This window comes from Fodinibius sediminis (assembly GCF_900182555.1).
In the GTDB taxonomy this organism is placed as follows: domain Bacteria; phylum Bacteroidota; class Rhodothermia; order Balneolales; family Balneolaceae; genus Fodinibius; species Fodinibius sediminis.
This window is the reverse complement of the sequence record NZ_FXTH01000015.1, coordinates 54,197-75,431: the sequence shown is the minus strand read 5'-3', so window position 1 is coordinate 75,431 and position 21,235 is coordinate 54,197. Positions and strand designations below refer to the sequence as shown.

General features: G+C 52.8%; 18 protein-coding genes. 9 read left to right on the top strand and 9 right to left on the bottom strand.

What is annotated here, in order from left to right:
* The 4 genes from FN808_RS15280 to FN808_RS15265 are packed head-to-tail and all read right to left on the bottom strand — an operon-like array spanning position 1 to position 2,884.
* Positions 1–282 carry a hypothetical protein gene (locus tag FN808_RS15280; RefSeq protein WP_073061289.1) on the bottom strand — a complete coding sequence of 94 codons (282 nt, stop codon included), beginning with the start codon at positions 280–282 and terminating at the stop codon, positions 1–3.
* 18 nt (positions 283–300) lie between these two features.
* Complete coding sequence (gene tsaE, locus FN808_RS15275; protein ID WP_142715480.1) at positions 301–729, bottom strand: tRNA (adenosine(37)-N6)-threonylcarbamoyltransferase complex ATPase subunit type 1 TsaE; 429 nt, start codon at positions 727–729, stop codon at positions 301–303.
* A 40-nt stretch (positions 730–769) separates the two neighbouring features.
* A complete protein-coding gene (porX, locus tag FN808_RS15270) occupies positions 770–2,323 on the bottom strand; it encodes a T9SS response regulator signal transducer PorX (protein ID WP_142715479.1) in 1,554 nt (517 codons plus the stop codon).
* 15 nt (positions 2,324–2,338) lie between these two features.
* Entirely contained in the window at positions 2,339–2,884 is a 546-nt protein-coding gene (locus tag FN808_RS15265) for a ComEA family DNA-binding protein (RefSeq protein WP_142715478.1), read from the bottom strand.
* Between the two features lie 125 nt (positions 2,885–3,009).
* On the opposite strand from FN808_RS15265, the gene FN808_RS15260 reads away from it, so the two are divergent.
* Positions 3,010–3,801, top strand: a complete 792-nt coding sequence (locus tag FN808_RS15260) for an alpha/beta fold hydrolase (RefSeq protein ID WP_142715477.1) — start codon at positions 3,010–3,012, stop codon at positions 3,799–3,801.
* 117 nt (positions 3,802–3,918) lie between these two features.
* Here the strand turns inward: FN808_RS15260 and trhO are convergent, their stop codons facing one another.
* Positions 3,919–4,884 (bottom strand): oxygen-dependent tRNA uridine(34) hydroxylase TrhO, encoded by a 966-nt coding sequence (gene trhO / locus FN808_RS15255; protein WP_142715476.1) that lies wholly within the window; start codon positions 4,882–4,884, stop codon positions 3,919–3,921.
* A gap of 136 nt (positions 4,885–5,020) precedes the next feature.
* On the opposite strand from trhO, the gene FN808_RS15250 reads away from it, so the two are divergent.
* The 7 genes from FN808_RS15250 to FN808_RS15220 all read left to right on the top strand — a co-directional run bounded on the left by FN808_RS15250 (position 5,021) and on the right by FN808_RS15220 (position 15,280).
* A complete protein-coding gene (locus tag FN808_RS15250; protein WP_185958439.1) occupies positions 5,021–6,745 on the top strand; it encodes an MXAN_6640 family putative metalloprotease in 1,725 nt (574 codons plus the stop codon).
* A gap of 125 nt (positions 6,746–6,870) precedes the next feature.
* Positions 6,871–8,949 (top strand): S9 family peptidase, encoded by a 2,079-nt coding sequence (locus FN808_RS15245; RefSeq protein WP_142715474.1) that lies wholly within the window; start codon positions 6,871–6,873, stop codon positions 8,947–8,949.
* 175 nt (positions 8,950–9,124) lie between these two features.
* On the top strand, positions 9,125–10,204 hold the full coding sequence (locus FN808_RS15240; protein ID WP_142715473.1) for an MBL fold metallo-hydrolase: 1,080 nt from the start codon (positions 9,125–9,127) through the stop codon (positions 10,202–10,204).
* Positions 10,205–10,306: 102 nt separating this feature from the next.
* Positions 10,307–12,217, top strand: coding sequence for a DNA polymerase III subunit gamma/tau (dnaX, locus tag FN808_RS15235; RefSeq protein ID WP_142715472.1), 1,911 nt, complete (start codon positions 10,307–10,309; stop codon positions 12,215–12,217).
* Positions 12,218–12,286: 69 nt separating this feature from the next.
* Positions 12,287–12,628 (top strand): YbaB/EbfC family nucleoid-associated protein, encoded by a 342-nt coding sequence (locus tag FN808_RS15230; protein WP_142715471.1) that lies wholly within the window; start codon positions 12,287–12,289, stop codon positions 12,626–12,628.
* A gap of 59 nt (positions 12,629–12,687) precedes the next feature.
* Entirely contained in the window at positions 12,688–13,296 is a 609-nt protein-coding gene (recR, locus tag FN808_RS15225; RefSeq protein WP_142715470.1) for a recombination mediator RecR, read from the top strand.
* Positions 13,297–13,384: 88 nt separating this feature from the next.
* A complete protein-coding gene (locus FN808_RS15220; protein WP_142715469.1) occupies positions 13,385–15,280 on the top strand; it encodes a M1 family metallopeptidase in 1,896 nt (631 codons plus the stop codon).
* A gap of 170 nt (positions 15,281–15,450) precedes the next feature.
* Here FN808_RS15220 and FN808_RS15215 read toward each other — a convergent pair whose 3' ends face one another.
* From FN808_RS15215 to FN808_RS15200, 4 genes are all read right to left on the bottom strand, one after another.
* On the bottom strand, positions 15,451–16,020 hold the full coding sequence (locus FN808_RS15215; RefSeq protein WP_142715468.1) for a hypothetical protein: 570 nt from the start codon (positions 16,018–16,020) through the stop codon (positions 15,451–15,453).
* 83 nt (positions 16,021–16,103) lie between these two features.
* Positions 16,104–18,653, bottom strand: coding sequence for a type I DNA topoisomerase (gene topA / locus FN808_RS15210; RefSeq protein ID WP_142715467.1), 2,550 nt, complete (start codon positions 18,651–18,653; stop codon positions 16,104–16,106).
* Positions 18,654–18,665: 12 nt separating this feature from the next.
* Entirely contained in the window at positions 18,666–19,139 is a 474-nt protein-coding gene (locus FN808_RS15205) for a peroxiredoxin (protein WP_142715466.1), read from the bottom strand.
* A 257-nt stretch (positions 19,140–19,396) separates the two neighbouring features.
* Positions 19,397–19,975, bottom strand: coding sequence for an NUDIX hydrolase (locus tag FN808_RS15200; RefSeq protein WP_142715465.1), 579 nt, complete (start codon positions 19,973–19,975; stop codon positions 19,397–19,399).
* 13 nt (positions 19,976–19,988) lie between these two features.
* On the opposite strand from FN808_RS15200, the gene FN808_RS15195 reads away from it, so the two are divergent.
* Positions 19,989–21,176 carry a phosphorylase family protein gene (locus tag FN808_RS15195; RefSeq protein ID WP_142715464.1) on the top strand — a complete coding sequence of 396 codons (1,188 nt, stop codon included), beginning with the start codon at positions 19,989–19,991 and terminating at the stop codon, positions 21,174–21,176.
* Positions 21,177–21,235: the final 59 nt, after the last annotated feature.

The following is a 21,235-nucleotide window of genomic DNA, read 5'->3' as shown; positions in this document are numbered from 1 at the left end:
TCAGGTACTCTTCAGGATATGTCCCAGGTTCAATTTATGAATCGGGATAAGATACTTCATGGCCAGCGCATCCTTTTCAATATTGAGCATGCCCGTCCCCCTGAAATCCACAATACAGTGCCCTTCGACACAGCGAACCACTTCGCCAATGCCGTAGTACTCGGGGCTGGGGCCATAATAGACCAAGTCGCCCAGCTGAATATTATTGTCAGCACGGCGATTGAAGGGGTAGATGACCGGCAGCCGGTCCAGTCGATATGAAAGTCTTTTCTTTGTTGCCATGACTCTGAATATACGGGTTTACAAACTCTTTTTTCCAATGACAAATTTTCGCCTTTCCCTGTCCAGCACTGTAATCGAAATCCATAATGCTTCACGAGGAATCAGCGGCCGGATGCGGCCGGGCCATTCGATAACACAAACGCCCTCTCCATAAAAATATTCTTCCGCCCCAATTTCAAGGGCCTCCTGCGGCGACTCCATCCGGTAACAGTCAAAATGATACAGCGGAAGCCGACCCTCGTACTCATTAATCAGGGTATAGGTCGGCGACTGCACCTGGCTCGGATCGATCTTCAGGCCGGCAGCCATCCCCTTGACAAAATGGGTTTTCCCGGCCCCCAGATCTCCCTCGAGGCAAACGACCATGCCCGGCTGCAACTGTCCGGCCAATTTACGGCCCTCCTCGATCGTCTGTTCCGGCGAATATGTCACAAACTCTGTTTCCATCAATGTAAGCAAGTTCTGATAAAATCCGACAGAAAAATTATTACACCATCGACTTGGGCCGCATCGTAGCGATAGGCAGGATCATCTCCTCCATGCTGGCTCCCCCGTGCAGGAACGTATCCCGGTAGCGGTTCTGATAGCGGTGGTAGTTGGTGGGATATACAAAATAATAATCCTCCTTGGCGATAATATAATTATTCGCATGCCGCGGACTCGGGAGCTTGTATTCCGCCGGGTTGTTGATCAGCAGGGTCGTATCTTCGTTGGCCGTCAGATTTCGGCCGTATTTGTAGCGGAGGCTGGTAGAAGTTTCCCGGTCGCCGTATACCTTGGTATCGCGCAGGGCGCGCACGGCCCCGTGATCGCTGGTCACGATAATGACGACCTCCTCTTCGGCCAGCATCTTGAAGATTTCATACAGCGAGGAGTGCTGAAACCATGTTTTCGTCAGTCCCCGGAAAGCGGGCACATCCGGGGCGATCTCCCTGAGGACGTCCGAATCGGACCGTGAGTGCACCAGGGTATCCACAAAGTTATATACGAAAGTGCTCAGCGGTACCTGCAGGTAATTATGAATGTTGTCCATCACCCGCTGGCCCTCGCGGGTATTCAGCACCTTCTCATACTTTACGGTCTTGTCGATGCCTTTGCGTCTCAGCTGCTTCTTCAACAGCTCCTCTTCAAACTGGTTAAGCGAACTTTCATCCTCGCCCTGGCTCCACAAATCGGGATAGATGTCTTCAATCTCCAGCGGAAAGAGGCCGGAAAAGATCGCATTGCGTGAGTAGGGCGTAGCCGTGGGCAGGATGGAATAATAGAAATCGGTATCGATGCTGTAATCGTCGCTCAGCATATTCTGGAACACCAGCCACTGATCATACCGCATGCAGTCGATGACAAAGAACAGGGTACGCTGGTCATTTTTCAGGTGAGGCAACACATATTCGCCCACGATGTCGGTCGAGAGGGCGGGCCGCTGCGGGGTGGACTGCTGCAGCCACAACTTGTAATCATCGGCGATAAAGCGGCCAAACATCTTGTTAGCCTCCTGGTACTGGTCGCTCAGCACCTGTCGCAGCGACTCCTCCCCGGCCTCCAGGTCGATATCCCAGCGCGTAAGCTGCTTGTAGATCTTGATCCACTCATCCCAGCCGGTCGTTTGTCGAATGCGATCGGCAATTTTGTTAAAGTTGCGCAGGTAGGTCTGGGCAAATTTTTCACTTCGGATGCGGTGACGCTCCAGAATCCGCTTGGTGGTCAGCAGTATCTGGTTCGGATTCACCGGCTTGATGAGGTAGTCGGAAATTTTGCCCCCGATGGCCTCCTCCATGATCGATTCCTCTTCGCTCTTGGTGATCATGACGACCGGGAGTGCCGGCTGCAATCTCTTGATCTTGTTCAGCGTATCCAGCCCGTTCATACCGGGCATCTGTTCGTCCAGGAAGATGATATCAAAAGCCCGCTCCTGGATGAGCGTGACGGCATCGCTCCCATTGGTGACGGGAGTAACATCAAAGCCTTTGTTTTCCAGAAAAATAATATGGGGCTTCAGCTGATCGATCTCATCATCTGCCCAAAGAATACGCGTGGCCATTCAACTTCAGGTTAATTATAATGGATCCTTAAGTTTGATAAATGGTTTCAATTTTTCCAGTCGCTTTTCGCCGATCCCCTTTATTTTTTTTAGCTCCTCAACCGTCTTGAACGCCCCCTTTTCTTTCCGGTAGTCAATGATCCGTTTGGAATAGGCAGGGCCGATTCCGGGCAGTGTCTTGAGCTGCTCCCGGCCCGCCGTATTCACGTTAACAGGCTCAGGACCTCCTTTTTTTGGCTCCCCAACCGTTGCGTCGGTGGCATCCGAAGAAATCGTATCATCGGAGACCGTATCGGGGCGGACGACTGCACGCCGCTCCTTTTTCCGGGGTGGGTAGTACCGCTCCATCCGCTTTTGTTGTTTTGTCTTCAACTGAGCTGTGCGCTCCCGGAACTGCTTGCTGAGCTCGCGGTACCGGTCCTCGGCAAAAGGCTCCGGCGACGAAAAGACCAGGTTGCCCAGGGCTAATAGCGACAGAATGATCATCAGTACCGACATTACCCTCCGCTCCCCGGGCGTTATCTTTAGTTTCTCGAGCCAAAAAAAGACGTTCCGCCTCATGTTCCCTCCTGCTTTCCTTAGATTGCTTGTTATTAACACTCCCAGATAGTAAGACCGGCAAACGGGCAAATCCTTACAATTTTACTTGTTTAGCACCCAAAATAATCGGATGTTTTGCCTCAGAAATGCAAAACAGCCAAACATACCACTATAAAAACCTCTCCATCTCCTATAAGACCGTGGGGGAGGGAAAACCCCTGCTGATCCTCCATGGCTGGGGCAGCAGCGGTGCGGTGATGTGGCCCCTGGCCGAACAGCTGGCTTCCATACGCACCTGCTACGTCCTTGATCTTCCCGGCTTTGGTGACTCTTCGTCCCCCGGATGCCCCTGGTCTGTCAGTGATTATGTGGAACTGGCGGCCCAATTTATCAGGGACAACAACATTGAGCCTGCCGATCTGCTGGTCCACTCATTCGGGGGACGCATGGCCCTCAAGCTCTGCGCCCAAAGCAATACGGGATCGCTGGTCGACAAGGTATTGATAACAGGCGGTGCGGGCATGAAACCCAAACGAAGTGCGAGCTATTACCTGAAAAAATACACCGCCAAACTGCTGAAGGCTCCCTTTTGGCTGCTTCCGACTGCCTTGCGCGAAAAAGGACTGGAACAGCTCCGCGCTACCGCCGTCTGGAAGGCCCTGGGATCGAGTGACTATCGCAAACTAAACGGGGTCATGCGCGAAACCTTTGTCAAAACCGTATCGGAATACCTGGAACCCTGTCTGCCGCAGATCCCGCATGAAGTATTGCTTCTGTGGGGAAGGGAGGATGATGCCACCCCCCTCTACCAGGCCCGGCGGATGGAAAAAGGTATTGAAAATGCGGCTCTGGTGGTTATCGACAACGCGGGCCATTACGCTTTCCTCGACCGCCCTTCTCATTTTGCATCTATCGCCCGTGCCTTTTTTGAAGGGTAAGCAGAAAAAATCAGCAGAAGGCAGGTTGACCGTCTGAAAGCAGAGCCCGGATGGAAGGAACCATGGAATAGGATTGTTTTTCTGATTATATGAAATGAATTGGAAAAACGTCCTGTTTCACTCCTTTTCTACTTCCACCTCTCGTTCTTTAAAGTCCTCATCAAAATAATGATACCACTTGCGAAAGGGGCGGAACGCATTTTCCGGGTCGAATGGCCGCCTGTAGTCACTTTCAAGGCATTCCGTGCTGCAGCATCCCTCCATCTTCCGAGCCCCTTCTTCAGAACAGACAAACAGCTTATTGCACTCCATATTTGCACAATTGATATAGGTGTCGGCCGGCTTGCCCGTAATCTCACAGCGGGCGATGGGCTCCAGATTGTCTTCGTCCACCGGCACCACCAGCCGGTCATCGAACACAAAGCATTTGCCCTTGTAATGCTTGCCCCCCTCTTCCTGGGCATACCGCTGTATGCCGCCATGCAGCTGATTCACGTCGTGCCAGCCTTTCTCTTTCATCAGCACCGAAAATTTCTCGCACCGGATCCCGCCCGTGCAATACATCAGCACTTTTTTATCCTTGTCGATCTCTTCTTGAACCTGCTCCAGCCAGTCGGGAAAATCATAGAAGTTCTCCACTTGCGGCGTTATGGCTCCCTCGAAATGACCAATCCTCGATTCATAGTCGTTACGCACGTCAATCAGTACATAATCCTCCTCGGATTCCATGACTTCGCGCCACTCATGAGGTTCCAGGTACTTTCCACCGTCCCGTGGATCCACATCCTCCTTATGCAGGGCTACCAGCTCATCACGGGTTTTGCATTTAAGCTTTGCAAACGGCACATAATCGCTGGTGCTGGTTTTGAAGTCCGTGCCCTCAAAACCGGGAATGCCCGTCAGATGCTCCTTGTATGAGGCAATCTGTTCGGGAGTACCGCCCACGGTTCCGTTGATGCCCTCTTCCCCGATGTAGATACGCCCCTTGATGCCCAGCTCCCTGCAGAATTCCTTGTGATTCCCGCAGAAGGTTTCGGGATTCTCAACCGGTGCAAATTTGTAGTAGAGTATTACTTCGTACATGATACCTTGTCTTTTTCCCCTGAAATATCAGCGTCATGGATAAGAGAGACGCCTTTTTATATTTTAGCGGTTAATGTTTGCAGAACCCAAAATTAAGGCTAATTTTGGAAGAAATGAACCCCAATATCGTTTTTTAATGCATTTCGGCCTCCGAAAACTATTCATCTCCCTGCTGTTACTGCTGTGGCTGCCCGGGCTGTTGCAGGCGCAACATGAGGAGATCAAAAAAGACTTCAAAGAGGGCAGGCTCTCTATCGACGAGAAGATCCTGTACCAACTGTATGCAGGTACAAAGCCGCAAAGCCTTCCCCGCTCTTACCAGCGGGGGGATGACAGGTCCATAAAATGCGGCACCCCGGCACTGATGGACTTCCATAAGCACCGCTCCCGGCTGTCTGCCGGTACCGTGGCCCGGGTGGAAGCCCTGACGAGCACCCCCATCCAACATGCCACCCAGCGGTACCGCTCGCGCTCCGGACGTTTTGAAATCAACTATTCCACTGCAGGCGAACACGCCGTACCCACACAGGATACCAATAATAACGGCACCCCGGATTACATTGAGTGGGTAGCGCAGGCCGCTGACTCCTCCTACCGCCATGAAGTACAGAATCTCGGCTACACCGATCCGATGCCCGACCCGGGACAGCCCTATCAAATTTATTTCGAGAACATGGGTTTTTACGGTTATACCGACATTGTCAGCGGGAGCACCTACATCGTCATGCACAACAACTACCAGGGGTTCCCGGACAACGATGACCCCCAGGGGAACCAACGGGGAGCCATCCGCGCAACCGCTGCCCATGAATTAAAGCATGCTATCCAATATGCAGCCACCGGCTGGAGCGGCGAGTCGGATCAATGGGCAGAGATGGATGCCACACTCATGGAGGAAATCGTTTATGATCCTGTCAATGATTACTACAATTATCTGTCGGATTCGGAATCGATCTTCAACAACCCTGAAACTTCGTTCTACCCGGGCTCCTATTACCACGTGAGCTGGGCGCTCTTTTTTGAGGAAAAATACGGCCCACAGTTCTGGCCCTCGGTGTGGACAATCATTAAAAATGACCCCACCATTACCATGATTGAGGCCCTGAGCCGGCAGCTGGGCGGCGCCGACGTCTTCCAGCACGACTATGTGGAGTCCCAGCTCTGGCACTACGCCGCGGGCCCCAACAACACGGCCGACGGTTTTGGTTTCGAGGAGCGCCGCCACTACCCGAAGCCGAACATCAGGCCCGGCAGTGATTTCTATACCGGAGATCTTGCCACCCCGCGGGCGGTACCGGATTATACGCTGGAGCGGCTGTCGGCGACCTACTACCGCGTCACCCCTCCCCGCGAAGCCACGGGCAATATGGCGGTTGAAGTATCTGTGGCCGAACCGAATACAGGGGTGGGCGTTCTGGCCTACTTCGCCGACGGAACAACCGATTACAGAATCATGACCTCCGGCGACAACCAGACCGCAGCATTATCAACGCCCTGGGCCTGGAAAGATATTACCTCCGCCGGCATCGTGCTTACCAATAGCGGTACCGACTCCGCAGCCGAAGCTGCTGTCGTTCAGGTGGGCAACACCGACTTCAGTCAGCTGACGCTTCACCAGAATTATCCGAATCCCTTTCGCAACACCACCACCATTCGCTTCACTCTTGCCGAACCCTCACGGGTAAAACTGGAACTCTATGACATGATCGGGCGGCACCTGCGTACGCTTTATGATCAGAAGCTTGAAGCCGGACTTCACGTCAAAACGATCGAGGCAGGCAGCCTGGCTTCGGGAGTGTATGTGTACCAGCTCGTTACAGACCGTCAGGCCGTGGCCAAAAAAATGACACGTATCAAATAAGGGCCGCTACAACCGGCCCGTTGTGTGCAAACGTTAAATGTCATAAAAGCCGCAGTCACCTGCTTGCCCTTTACAGTCCCCTTTTGTTATTTCCGATGCAACGCTTTCCAATTACCAACAGATTCATGAAATATATCACAAACGCTCTGTTGTTTATCCTCCTGCTTCCCGGCTGGTCCCGGGCCCAGAGCAGCATAGACACCCTCAGCCTCCGTTCCCTTTTCTATGAACCTCTCCTTGCCGGCCACCGCCCCGATTTTACCGCCTTCTCCCCGGGCGCGCCCCGACTGTATTACGAGGGAAATGACTCCGCCCGCATCGAGGACAAATATTACAGCATCGCCCTTGATGGTACGGATGTCCGGCAGGCCCCGGACCATTTCACCCCTGCTTTCTCCGCTTCCCCCGATGGAAAGCAGCTGGTATACAACCATAAAGACAATATCTGGATAGCCGATGCGGGCTTCCGCAACCGGAGAAAACTGGTCAGTTCTCCCTCTTCCGAGCGGGAGGCCACCTGGGCGCCCGATAGCCGGCGCATCGCTTTTATCCAGGACGGAGAAGCCTGGGTGCTCAATATGGAAAACTCGCAGCTGCAGCAAATAACCCATAAGAAGGAGGAGCAACCCGGCTACTCCATCGTCGGCTGGGCCGGCCCCAACAAGCTGATCCTTTCACAGTGGGACACCTCGGGTTACGAAGCGTACTATTTCCCCGAATATGCGGACCAGTTTGTGCAGGCTGGCGAAACCCGCCGCGGCATCCCCAGGCAAATTCTCACTTTAGCCTACCTCGATTCCGTAGAAACAGAGTTCGTTTTTAAACATAAGGGCTACCTCAACACCAGTATCAGCATCACGGGACGTTACCTCGCAATTGACGAACGGGACGCCCCCATGAAACGGCGAACCATTACCGTGATGGATCTCCAGGAACAGAACTCCGCCACCGTGTTCAGCGACTCGACCCGGGGCTGGATCTACGGCACCGACCTCGCTTTCGCCCCCGAAGGCAACCGGCTGATGTTTTTATCTGAACAGGACGGCTGGAACCATATCTATACGGTTGAGCCGGATGGCAGCGACCTTCGCCAGCATACTGCCGGAAATTATGAGGTACCCTGGGCCGCCTGGACCGGTCAGGGCGAGATCCTCTTTGCCTCCACCAGGCAAGATCCCGGAGTACGGCATGTTTACACCCTGGATACCGCCACAGATGAGGTGGAAAGACTGACCAGCCGAACGGGATACCGAAAAAATTTCCAGCTGAGCCGTACTCACAATCAGCTGGTCTACGAGTACAGTTATTTTAATGAACCCTTTGAACTCTATGCCCTGGACCTTGAACACCCCGGGGAAGAGAAGCGCCTGACCCACACCATTCCCGATCGATTCAAGGCCATAGACTGGCAGAAGGAGGATTACCTTCGATTCACCGGTCGCGACGGGTCCACCGAGCTGTCCATGTCGGTCCTCGAGCCGCTGCATAAAGAGCCCGGCAAAAAATACCCGGTGATTGTATTTGTGCACGGCGCAGGATCACTCCAGAATGTCTACAAGGGATGGTCGAACAGCTACTACCGGGAATATATGTTTCACCAGTATCTCAACGCCCGGGGTTACTATGTCATAGAAGTGGATTACCGCCACAGCACCGGCTACGGTCGCCAATTCCGCGAGGCTGTTACCAACTGGATGGGCAAGTATGAGAGCCGGGATATCATAGACGGCCTTCACCACCTCGCCGGCCGTTATCCCCAGGCCGACACCTCCAGCGTAGGCATTTACGGCGGCAGCTATGGTGGCTTCATGTCGCTGTATGCCACCAGCGTGGCACCCCAATATTTTGACGCGGCGGCCGCCCTTCGAGCCGTTACCAACTGGGAAAATTATTATCACACCAATCCCTGGTATACCCTGCCACGGCTGGGCACCCCCGAACAGGATTCAACCCATTATGCACGAAGCTCACCCCTGACCTACGTCGACCAGCTGGAACAACCGGTTCTTATCCTTCACGGACTTATGGATGACAACGTAGGGTTCCAGGACGCCGCCCAGTATATTGACGAGCTCGTACAGGCCGGGGATAAAGAGTTTGACATGATGATGTATCCGACTGAGCGGCACAGCTTTGAAGATCCCGATGCCTGGTTCGATGAATACCGGCGCATCTATGACTTCTTTGAAGATGAGTTGAAATAAGTTCCAGCCCTGAACTGTAGATATTCTGCAGGAGCTTCCTACAGGCATCATACTAAGTAGTGCTTACATTCGTTTATATCCAAATCGTAACTTTTTATATTACGTTAGATTAAATAATATGCCCCTGTTCAGCACTGGCGACGTACTTGACACGATGAATAAACGAATTCCCTAGATGTTTCTGTGGTCTTTTTTTTCAGCTCTCGTTGGCCTCGGTGTGGCGCTGCTTGTCGTTGACAAGCTTATTTCGGCCCCGAGATACAAGGAAGGTACTTCCAACCACTTCAACGGCAAGAAATTTGTCAACCCTCACGAACTGGAGGAACATCACTACGGCGATGTGCTCAAGTGGTGGTTCTCGGGCAATGACAAGGGAAGCTGGTTCCGGCTCTACCGCGAAGATCTGCCCGATCCCCGGAAGCCACAGCCGTCCGTTGACAGCCGCGAACTTCAGGTCACATTTGTCAACCATGCCACTTTTCTGCTCCAGTTTGATGGATTGAATATCCTTACCGATCCTATCTGGAACCACCGGGCCAGCCCCTACCAGTGGATCGGTCCGAAGCGCATGCGTCCGCCGGGCCTTGAGTTCAACGACCTTCCCCCCATCGATACGGTGCTTATCAGTCACAATCATTACGACCACCTGGATCTGCAAACCGTCAAGAATCTTCAACAAGCGCATGACCCCACTTTTGTCGTCCCCCTCGGGGTTGAGCAGTTTCTGCACGAACATAATATCGACAAGACCGTGCACCTGGATTGGTGGAACCGCCACCGTTTCAGCAAAAAGCTGACCCTGACAGCCGTTCCGGCCCGTCACTTTTCAGGACGCGGCCTGTTTGACCGCAACAAGACCCTGTGGTGCGGCTATGTATTACACACGGCACTGGGCAACATCTACTTTGCCGGCGATACGGGGTACGGAGAATTTTTCCATGAAATCGGCCAACGGTTCGGCCCCATGCATACCTCCTTTATCCCCATCGGAGCCTATAAACCACGCTGGTTCATGGAATCCATTCACCTCTCGCCCCGCGAAGCCGTACAAGCACACCGTGAAGTACAGTCCAGGCAGAGTTTTGCCATGCACTTCGGCACCTTTCCCCTGGCTGATGATGGAATGTATGAAGCCACCAATGAGCTCCGGACAGCCCTTGCGGACGAACCCTTGCTCCGGGATCAATTTCTCATTCCTGTCGAAGGAGAACGCCATATCATCCCGGCCTCCCAGACAAAAGCAGAAGCTTTCTGACGATCCCAAAATATTAGCCGGATAAACACGCAATTGGCCTTCATTTTTTGTAGATTTATGCGTTGATTATGCAACTAACTTCCAGCTCAACCAGCGCCTCACATGTCTGACAACTACCGCGCACTGACCCGCACATACCGGCCTGTATCATTCGATGATATCGTCTCGCAGGAACATGTCAGCAGTACGCTTAAAAATGCCATCAAGCAAAACCGGCTGGCCCATGCCTACATGTTTTGTGGCCCACGGGGCGTAGGAAAAACATCCATGGCCCGGGTACTGGCCCGTACGGTAAACCAGATCGACCGGCAGGTCGATGGCGAGTCACTGAACAAAACCCTGAATGTGGTGGAAATCGATGCTGCTTCCAACAACAGCGTGGATGATATCCGTGATCTGCGGGAGCGCGTGCGCATTCCTCCCCAGAACGGCCGCTACAAGGTCTACATCATTGATGAAGTTCACATGCTCAGCAAGCAGGCTTTTAACGCCCTGCTGAAAACGCTGGAAGAGCCGCCCGACCACATCATTTTTATCTTTGCCACCACCGAACCGCACAAGGTTCTGCCCACCATTCTTTCGCGGGTGCAGCGCTTCGACTTTAAGCGCATCGGCATCGAGGATATTGTGGCGCGCCTGAAGAACGTGTGCCGGGATGAAGGCATCAGCATTGACGAGGAATCGCTGCATGTGATAGCCAAAAAGGCCGACGGGGCCCTTCGTGATGCCCTGGGTCTCCTGGACCAGGCCATTGCTTTCTGCGGCAACAATATTCAGCACAGTGAGCTGCTTCAGGCCCTGAACGTAGTGAGCACGGAGCGCATGTTCGACTTTATGCACAGCGTCGAGCAGCAGGATGCAAGCCGGGGCCTGGAGCTTATCAACGATCTTCTGCATGAAGGCTACGACATCCAGGAATACCTCACAGGACTTACAGAACATATTCGCAATCTTTACGTAGCCCGCCAGTCGGATAAGATGCACCTGGTGGAAGCTTCCGCCGAGACCAAGCGGCGCTACCGGAAAGCCTCGCAGGCCTTTTCCGATGATGACCTTATGCGCATGCTCCACCTGGTCAGCGAGGCCCAATATAAGATCAAAGAGGCCCAGCAGCCGAAGATACAGTTCGAAATCACCCTGCTGAAGCTTATTCATATGGAGCGCAGCCAGCAACTGGACAAGCTGGTAGCTGAACTGCATCAGTTAAAAAAAAAGCTCAGTAATCAGCCGGACATAACCTCATCAAACGGCCAGCAATCCTCATCGGACGAGCCGGCAACCTCCCGTGAAGTCCCTGTGGCATCGGCAGATGAGGAATCCGGGAAAACCGAACCGACGACAGGCAGCACACAACCGTCCTCGAATGGAGCCTCCCCGCAACCCGATGAACCCACGCCCGGGGTTGCGACTGAATCCGGGCCGGAGGAAGAAGAGCCGAAGAAACCTGAGGACCGGTCTTTATCGTCGCCGGCTGAGGAAGCACCCGGTGTAGCGGAACCCGTTTCCCCGGAAGAGGAGGATTTTGATCAGCTGTTTGACGGGACGTCGCTGAAAAAGGAAAAGAAGTCTGCATCAAAATCGGCCCCGGCAGCGGTTTCCACGGCTGCCCCCTCAGCGCCCAAACGCCCTCCCAAGGATGTATCACTGGAAGAAATCAGCGAACACTGGGATCGCTATATCGATCTCCTCAGGCAGGAGGTCCCGCAGATGCTCTATTTCCAAATGCAGCGGGTGGAACCGATAAGCCTGCAAAAAGGAACCCTGCAGCTGCGCTGCAATGATGATTTTGCCAAGAAGACCGTCGAGGAAAACGACCGGCGGCTGGGCAAAATCCTGGAACGTGAGATTGGTGCTTTTTTGAGTATCCGCTGCCAGGTTCAAAAAGATAAACACAGCGCGGAAAAATCCATGAGCCCCTATGAGCGGTTCAAGAAACTGCAGGAACGCGACCCGACCATAAAAACGCTGGTTGAACTTTTTGGGGCCGAACTTGACTATAATCTAAATCAATAACGACACAGAATGAACGGAGCTTGCTTTCCGTTTTAACTACACGAATCTAAACTTAAAAGATATCCCATTATGAATAACATGGCAGATATGTTCGGGAAATTTTCCGAACTGCAATCCAAAGTAGAAGAGGCGAAACAGGAACTTGCCAAGCTGGAAGTCGAGGCTGAAGCCGGCGGCGGCATGGTAAAGGTCAAAGCCAATGGCGAACGCAAAATCCTGGGCATTGAGCTCGACAAGGATGTGATCGATCCCGAGGATGCCGAAATGCTGGAAGACCTGGTGGTCGCCGGCGTCAACAAGGCACTGGACAAAGCCGAAGAGGCGGCCCAGCAGCGCATGCAGGAAACCTATAAAGACATGATGCCCGGCGGCGGCATTCCCGGCATGGACCTGAGCAAACTGGGCCTGTAACTTTCGTTAACAGCCATTGGGCAGGCACTATGAATGACTGTTAATCGACGATCAACAATATGAAAGGAACTTCCGAGATACTTGAACAGGCCATAGAGCAGCTGGCCAAACTCCCCGGGACGGGACGTAAATCAGCACGGCGCATTGCCCTCTACCTGCTCAAACAGAATGAAGAATCAGTGGTAACGCTCGCTGATGCCCTCGTGGCCCTTAAACAGTCCATCACGCGGTGCGAAGCCTGCGGGGTTATCAGCGATGGTGACCCATGCTCGATCTGCAGCGATATCAAGCGCGAGACGGGACAAATTTGCGTGGTTGAAGAGTCGCAGGATGTCTTCCTTATTGAGAAAACCAACGAGTTCCGTGGACGCTACCATGTACTGGGCGGAGTCATTTCACCCCTGGATAACATCGGCCCCGATGACGTACGCATCAAACAGCTGATGCAGCGGGTCAACGATCCAGAAGAGTCGGTCGACGAGGTCATCCTGGCACTCAACCCGGATTCCGAGGGAGAGGCAACGGCTTATTATATCAATAAGCTGCTCAACCCATTTGATAACATCACCGTCACCCGCATTGCCTACGGCATCCCCATGGGAACGGAACTCGAGTTCATCGACGAAGCCACGCTCAGCCGGGCTTTTGCAAGCCGCAATACCTTCTGAGAACCATCGACCTGGGCTCGCTGGCATTCGGCTATAACTTCATTCCCATCCCGATACGCAACAGCAATTTTTAATTAAATCACAAGGTATGAAAATCAAAGCTACCCTTCTCGGCATCCTCTTTCTATCCCTTTTCACGACCGCGTCAGGCCAGCAAAACGGCTACTGGCAGCAGGAGGTCGACTACGAAATGGAAATCGACGTCGATGCGGCCAGTCATCAATTCAGCGGCACCCAAAAAGCGGTCTACACCAACCATTCACCCGACACGCTCAACCGGGTTTTCTACCACCTGTATTTCAATGCCTTTCAGCCCGGGAGTATGATGGATGTACGCTCGCGGTCCATTGAGGACCCCGACAGCCGGGTGGGCAGCCGTATTTCAGAGCTGCCGCAGGATGAAATCGGCTATCACCACATCAACAGCCTGACCCGTAACGGGGAAGCCCTTGATTATATGGTCGACGGCACTATTCTTGAAGTAACCCTGCAGGACCCGATCTTGCCCGGTGAAACCGCTACATTTGAAATGACCTTTGACAGCCAGGTGCCCCGGCAGATCAGACGCTCAGGCTGGGACAACAAGGAGGGCGTGGAATTCTCCATGAGCCAGTGGTATCCCAAAATTTCGGAATACGATGAAAACGGCTGGCATCCCAACCCCTACATCGGGCGGGAATTCTACGGAGTCTGGGGCAGCTTTGATGTGAAAATTTCCATCGACAGCTCCTACGTCATGGGAGCCACCGGCCGCCTGCAGAATGCCGATGAAATAGGCCACGGCTATGCCGAAGAGTATGAACGCCCGGATTCCGACAAAATCACCTGGCACTGGAAGGCCGACCGGGTACACGATTTTATGTGGGGAGCCGATCCTGATTTTACCCATACCACGGCCCAGGTTCCAGACGGCCCCACGCTGCATTTCCTGTATCAGACGGACCCCGTTGCAGAAAATGCGGAGCGCTATTCGCAGCAGCAGCTGCTTGAAAACTGGAAACAGCTCCCCGAATATACCGTCAAAGCCTTCCAGTTTATGAACCGGAATTTTGGAAAGTATCCCTACGACAAGTTTACGGTCATCCAGGGGGGCGACGGGGGCATGGAATATCCCATGGCCACCCTGATTACCGGCAACCGCTCACTCGGAAGTCTTGTAGGCGTCACCGTGCATGAGTTTATCCATAACTGGTACTACGGGGTGCTGGGCACCAACGAAAGCCGTTTCCCCTGGATGGACGAAGGGTTCACGACTTATACCTCGTCCCTGACCATGGATCACCTGTTCAATGAGGGCAAGAGCGAGCATCCACATGAAAACTCCTACCGATCCTACTACAGGATGCACCGAAGCGGACGGTTTGAGGCGCTGGATACGCATGCCGATCATTTTGAGACCAACGCCGGTTACGGGGTAGCCTCTTATTCGACCGGGGCCGTCTTCTTAAACCAGCTGCGCTATATTGTGGGTACGGAGGCCTTCAACCGCGGCATGAACCGATATTTCAATACCTGGAAATTCAAACATCCCGACGGACGCGATTTCCTTCGTGTTATGGAGAAGGAATCCAACATGGTGTTAGACTGGTACTACGAGTACTTTATTGAAACAACCAAGACGATCGACTACGGCATTCAGTCGGTACTCAGCGGCTCCAGCACCACCTATGTGACGCTGGAACGCATCGGTCTTACACCCATGCCCATCGACCTGATAGTCGAATACAAGGATGGCTCGCAGGAGCTTTTCTATATTCCCCTTCGCATCATGCGGGGAACCAAGGAGAAAGAGCATAATGACATCCCCCGGACCACCGCCTCCGACTGGCCCTGGGTCAATCCCACCTATACGCTGGAGATCTCGCAGCCTGCTTCTTCCATCAAGCGTATTGAAATAGATCCCAGCATGCGGCTGGCCGACATTGACCGGGATAACAACATCATCGACACTGCCCAGCGCATGGACAGTACGCGAACGCCCTGATAAGCAACAGCCCGGACTGAACGCATTCAGCTACAGCACAGATAGAATACTGCCCCGCAGTCGCCGGCCTTGCGGGGCTTTTTTATGCCGATGGAATCCGATAAAATAATGGGGCTTGGCCATGGCCATATTGTCTAGAAATAAAGACAGGCAGATTGGGAGAATTGAAGTTAAAACAGGCTGGCCTGCTCGCTGTCTTCTTTCTGGGCTCGCTCCATAACAGGCTGGACAACGTCCTCCTGGTTTATTTTCAGCATATCGGGGTGGAATTTTTTCCCGTAGATGCGCTTGGCAATACCCTGCAGCGCTTTCTCCCCCCGCGGAGTAATGAGCAGTCTTTTCTGGTCGTCGATGGAGAGAAAACCAAACTCCTTCAAATCATTCACGATCATATAGGAGAGCTTGTTAATGACACCTGCATTCTGCTCCACATAGCTGCGTTGTGGTGCTTCGCCCTCAGATGCATAGGCCATGCCCAGGATATTCATCTCCACTTCCGTAAGCGGGTATCCTTCGCACCCCTTGGTCAGGGTCCGGTCCCACGCCTTCTGGTCGTAATACTGTCCAAACCACCATTTGCCGCCCTTGATAAGATTTCCAGTGGCGGCGCAGGCAAAATATTCGCCCGGTTTCGCCTTTTTGGGAATACCCCGGTCACGATACATTGAAACCAGCGTAGCCAGGTCGATCTCATGCAGATTGCCCGGATATTGGAAATAATGTTCAGACGTTTTTTTCATGACTCCCCAAATTAGAAAACTAACAGATCATTGTCATGTAAAAATTTAGCAGGCGGCCGAAAACATTCTCCGCTGCCGCCCGGTTATTTACCCTTTTCCTCGATCAGCTGCACTGCAATATCCATCGACACATCCTCCGGGTCGAAGTCATCCGGCAAGCTGATGTTCTTTTTACCGTATTTGATATACGGGCCGTAGCGGCCGTCCATTACCCGAACCTTTTTCCCGTTGTCCGGGTGCTTGCCCAGCTCCTTGATAACCGAACTGCTTTTGGATTTTTTCTTCTTCTTGTTTTCCAACAGTTCCACGGCCCGGTCCAGCTCAACATCCAGCACATGATCACTGCGCCTGAGCGAAGCAAAATTGCCGTCGTGCACCACAAACGGACCATAACGCCCAACCCCGGCCTTGATCACCTTGCCGGTTTCGGGATGCTTGCCCAGCGGACGGGGCAGCTCCAGCAGCCGAAGGGCCAGCTCCAGGTCTACATCCTCGGGCTTCATGCCTTTGAGCAGTGAAGCGCGCTGCGGTTTCTTGTTGTCGTCGGTGACTTCGCCAACCTGGACATAAGGACCGTAGCGGCCGTTGAGCACATACACCGGCTCGTCCGTTTCAGGATGTTTACCGATGGACTTCGGCCCCTCTTCCTCCGTCTTGATCAATTCCTCCAGCTTTTCAACAGTAATGTCGCTGGGTTTCCAGCTCTCGGGGATGGAGGTCGTAATTTCCTCGTCGTCTTTCTCCGTCTTGATGTAGGGACCATATCGGCCCACAAAAACCTTGATACCGTTCAAATTGGGCAGCGGCAGATCGAGATGACGAGCCTCCCGGGGATTAATCTTGTCTTCCTGCTCATCAACCTTCGCCTTGAGTCCCTGTTTCCCATTGTAATAGGTGTCCAGGTACTGATTCGTATCCAGCTTGCCGCGGGCAATTTCATCCAGCCTGGACTCCATTTCGGATGTAAAATCACTGTCTACCACATCATGCAGGTTCTTTTCGAGCAGCTCGGTAACAGCAAAGGCGGTGAAGGTGGGCACCAGGGTTTTCCCGTCAGCTTCCACGTAACCGCGGTTCTGAACGGTACTGATAATAGAGGCATACGTACTCGGACGACCCACGCCCCGTTTTTCCAATTCTTTAACGAGCGTGGCCTCGGTGTAGCGGGCCGGGGGCTTGGTCTCGTGCGATATCGGCTCTATGCCTTCCTCGCTCACTTCTTCCCCTTCACTTAATACAGGCAGAAATTTCTCCTGGTTCTCCAGGGCCGCATCCGGATCATCACTGCCCTCCACATAAGCGCGGAAGAAACCCGGAAATATAATCTTCTTCCCGCTGGTTCTGAATTCAGCAACCTTCCCATCCGCTTTAGCTTCGATGGTGACATTGGTAAACTCGAGCTCTGCCCGGGCCATCTGGGTCGCAATCGTGCGTTTCCAGATAAGATCATAAAGTTTAAACTGAGCGCCCCGAAGACCCGTCTTCTCAGGCTTTCGGAAACTGCTGCCGGCCGGCCGGATAGCCTCATGTGCTTCCTGGGCCCCTTTGGAGCCGCCGCCGTAATTTCGAACGCGTTCAAAAAGGTACTCATCCCCGTACTCCTGTTTCACCGCATTGCGCGCTGCATTAATGGCCTGGCCGGACAAGCGTGCAGAGTCGGTACGCATGTAGGTGATATACCCATTTTCATAGAGCTTCTGAGCGACGCCCATAGTCTGCTTGGCCGAAAAATTCAATTTCCGGTTTGCCTCCTGCTGCAGCGTTGACGTAATAAAAGCGGGCGAAGGGTTCCGCTTCTTACGGTTTTTCTTGACTTCTGAAACCTTCCACTGCGCCTTGTCCAGGTCATCACGGAGCTCAGCGGCCGACTCATCATCCAGCAGGACAACCTTTTCAGGCTTTTTGAGCTTTCCGGTATTTTCATCAAAATCCTTGCCGGAAGCCAGTCGTTTGCCATCCAGGTGCGTCAGGTCAGCTTCAAAAATTGTTTCCTGGCCTGTTTTATGGAGACGGGCCTTCAAATCCCAGTAGCGGGCCGAGCGGAACTTCATGCGCTCCCGTTCGCGCTCCACCAGGAATCGTACAGCCACCGACTGCACGCGTCCAGCCGATAGGCCAGGAGCAATCTTTTTCCAGAGGAGGGGAGAAATGGTATAACCGGCCAGGCGGTCGATAATCCGGCGCGCCTCCTGGGCATTGACCAGGTTAAGATCGATATCCCGAAAATGATTCAGGGCTTCCTGTATGGCTTCCTTGGTAATCTCACGAAACACCATTCGCTTAACCGGCACCTTTGGTTTCAGAATCTCCGTCAGATGCCAGGAGATAGCTTCACCCTCGCGATCTTCATCCGTCGCCAGGATAAGTTCATCAGCATCCTTCAGCTCTTTTTTCAGGCGCTTAACCACTTTCTTTTTACTGGATGGAATCACATACAGGGGCTCAAAATCCTCCTCCGTATTCACCCCCAGGTTTGCCCAGTCCTTCCCCTTGAATTTCTTGGGGATCTCCTTGGCATTGGCCGGGAGATCACGGATATGTCCCATCGACGAATCAATGACATAGTCGCCCGGCAAATACTTTTTGAGCGTTTTAATTTTAGTAGGTGACTCTACAATTACAAGAGACTTCATATAATACTTTTTCTACAAATTCTTGATCATATCCTTTAACTCTCCGGCATGATCTTTAGTATTTACTTTTTCTATAACGGCCCTGACCGTCCCATCGGTATCAATGAGGTAGGCCGACCGGGTCGGAGCTTCGTACGTATTGCCAAACATATTTTTTTCCACAATGGAGTCGGTGGCTTCGGCAAACTTATACTCGGGATCAGAAGCCAGTACATAGTTGATGCCCAGCTTTTCTGCATAGTTCTTGTGCGAGCCGCAGGTATCCTTGCTTATTGCTACCAGGTTGTAGCCCTGCTCATCAAACCAGTCGGCCTCGGCGGCCAGACTCTTGTTCTGTTTGTCACAGCCCGAAGTATTATTTCGCATATAGACCGAAACAATGGTTGGCCGGTCAAGCAGTTCGTCGAAGATGACCGTTTGCTCTTCCCCCTTTTTAACGATATCAATCGCAAAATCCGTATTAATCTTGGCTCCGACTTCTATCATGTTACACCTGTTTTGGATTGGTTATTTGGCAAATATCTGAACCGGAAATCTTGGACTTGTGCCAGGCTGTTTTACGGCCGTTGTATAATAACGGGATTCCCCTGATACTGCAATTATTCTTTGATGAAGCAAAGGTACGGTGCCAAGTTGAAGATTCGATGAAGCCCAGAAGCCGGACAGCCCCATCATAGGCCGGCATAAGGGGAAAATGATCACCCATGCCCCTCCCGGCGGCGGAAATAGCTCTCCATCCGAAATTAGCTGTACCTTCCTTTATACAGCAAATATTTGGCGGCGGCAGCCACCACGATGCTGTGATGAATCGTACCGTCGGCTACATAATCCAGGAAGGTGTCGATCGGAAGCAGGTGGACATGTATGCGCTCGTGCTGGTCGGTATTCTGCTTTTTTTCGTACCTGCAGCCTTCGGCCAGAAAAACATGGGAAAAGTTATTCATCATTGCGGGATTGGCGCTAACTTTGCCCAGGCTGCTCCACGAATCCGAGCGGTAGCCCGTCTCCTCCACCAGTTCGCGCTTCGCTGTCTCCCCGGGGGTTTCTCCGGGATCAACCAACCCGCCGGGAATCTCGAGTGTAGGCTGCTCTATCCCATATCGGTATTGCTCGACCAGCACAACCTGCTGATCCGTCGTCACCGGGATCACATTAACCCATTCAGGAGCTTCCAGCACGTAGAAGTCACCCTCATTATACTCCCCGGCAGCTTCCAGTACCATTTTTCGCTGCAAAAGATTGAATATTGGTGTCTGATATTCCTTATTTTCATGCTCTACCGACCATGGCTCAATGGTAAATTGAAAGGATTTTTTATTCATAAGACGTTTTTTTATGACTGATCACTTTAAATTTCAACCTGAAGATATTCACTCTGAGAATGAAATCAACCAGCGGGTTGAGAAAGCGTGTGATATCATGGAAACCATTTATGAAAACGGCGACTATCCGAATGTACTGGTCAAACGGTCGTGGTCCAAACACAATCCGGTGATTACCGGTGAGATGGCACGCCCGAAATCCTACCGTTGGTACCTCTTGCGCGAACTCAGGAAACTGGCCCAGAAGGGAGCGGAAATCAACATCCACCCCTCGCGCGAGCGGCTGACCATGAACGATCCCAGCCTGTTGGATAACACCGACGAAGACCAGTGGGACATCACGCAAAAGAAGTTATTTCTTTTCAGCCCCGAACGCATTGAGATCTCACTCAACCGGCTGGAGCATTATACCGGCACCAAGCCCGAAGACTTTCAACGCTACATCCTTTTTACCAATTATGACATGCATGTGGAGGTCTTCCAGGATAAATTTCCCGACTGCACCGGTCCCGTCCGCAGCGGGGTCCAGATGCCGGCCTACCATCACAAGCTGGACGATAACAAGGGGATCTCACTTGTAAATATCGGGGTGGGGCCCGCCAACGCCAAAACCATTACCGACCATATCGCAGTACTGCGTCCCGACGCCATGATTATGGTGGGCCACTGTGGCGGACTTCGCAACCACCAGGATATTGGGGACTTTGTATTGGCAACCGGCTTCATGCGCAATGACGGTATTCTGGATGATATCCTGCCGCTCAACATCCCGATCACGCCCAATTATCTGCTGAATGTCTACCTGAAGGAAATACTGGACAAATACGACCGCAGTCACCGGATGGGCACCATTTACACCACCGCCAACCGCAACTGGGAATTCGTAAAACGACGTACCGTCGAGCAGATCCACATGAGCAGGAGCATTGCTGTGGACATGGAATCAGCTACGGTGGCCACCAACGGCTATCGCTACCGCATCCCCAATGCCACCCTGCTCTGCGTGAGTGACAAACCCCTGCACGGCAAACCCAAGCTGAGCGAGGAGGCACAACAGTTTTACGAAGATTCCAAACAGCTGCACCTGGCGATGGTCATTGAAGTTCTTGACATCTGCAAACACAACTATCCCGAGGGATTGCCCAACGCCAGCATCCGGGCGATGAACGAGCCCCTGATGGGCGGCCCGGATGATGAATGAAGCCCCATGGATTGACCGTGAAAACCATTTTTTCTGCTCAAGAGGCAGAGCGTTGAGCA

Bases quoted from the DNA above. Each gene is read 5' to 3' on its own strand.
- FN808_RS15280 (WP_073061289.1), bottom strand. From the start codon at position 282: ATGGCAACAAAGAAAAGACTTTCATATCGACTGGACCGGCTGCCGGTC.
- tsaE (WP_142715480.1), bottom strand. From the start codon at position 729: ATGGAAACAGAGTTTGTGACATATTCGCCGGAACAGACGATCGAGGAG.
- porX (WP_142715479.1), bottom strand. From the start codon at position 2,323: ATGGCCACGCGTATTCTTTGGGCAGATGATGAGATCGATCAGCTGAAG.
- FN808_RS15265 (WP_142715478.1), bottom strand. From the start codon at position 2,884: ATGAGGCGGAACGTCTTTTTTTGGCTCGAGAAACTAAAGATAACGCCC.
- FN808_RS15260 (WP_142715477.1), top strand. From the start codon at position 3,010: ATGCAAAACAGCCAAACATACCACTATAAAAACCTCTCCATCTCCTAT.
- trhO (WP_142715476.1), bottom strand. From the start codon at position 4,884: ATGTACGAAGTAATACTCTACTACAAATTTGCACCGGTTGAGAATCCC.
- FN808_RS15250 (WP_185958439.1), top strand. From the start codon at position 5,021: ATGCATTTCGGCCTCCGAAAACTATTCATCTCCCTGCTGTTACTGCTG.
- FN808_RS15245 (WP_142715474.1), top strand. From the start codon at position 6,871: ATGAAATATATCACAAACGCTCTGTTGTTTATCCTCCTGCTTCCCGGC.
- FN808_RS15240 (WP_142715473.1), top strand. From the start codon at position 9,125: ATGTTTCTGTGGTCTTTTTTTTCAGCTCTCGTTGGCCTCGGTGTGGCG.
- dnaX (WP_142715472.1), top strand. From the start codon at position 10,307: ATGTCTGACAACTACCGCGCACTGACCCGCACATACCGGCCTGTATCA.
- FN808_RS15230 (WP_142715471.1), top strand. From the start codon at position 12,287: ATGAATAACATGGCAGATATGTTCGGGAAATTTTCCGAACTGCAATCC.
- recR (WP_142715470.1), top strand. From the start codon at position 12,688: ATGAAAGGAACTTCCGAGATACTTGAACAGGCCATAGAGCAGCTGGCC.
- FN808_RS15220 (WP_142715469.1), top strand. From the start codon at position 13,385: ATGAAAATCAAAGCTACCCTTCTCGGCATCCTCTTTCTATCCCTTTTC.
- FN808_RS15215 (WP_142715468.1), bottom strand. From the start codon at position 16,020: ATGAAAAAAACGTCTGAACATTATTTCCAATATCCGGGCAATCTGCAT.
- topA (WP_142715467.1), bottom strand. From the start codon at position 18,653: ATGAAGTCTCTTGTAATTGTAGAGTCACCTACTAAAATTAAAACGCTC.
- FN808_RS15205 (WP_142715466.1), bottom strand. From the start codon at position 19,139: ATGATAGAAGTCGGAGCCAAGATTAATACGGATTTTGCGATTGATATC.
- FN808_RS15200 (WP_142715465.1), bottom strand. From the start codon at position 19,975: ATGAATAAAAAATCCTTTCAATTTACCATTGAGCCATGGTCGGTAGAG.
- FN808_RS15195 (WP_142715464.1), top strand. From the start codon at position 19,989: ATGACTGATCACTTTAAATTTCAACCTGAAGATATTCACTCTGAGAAT.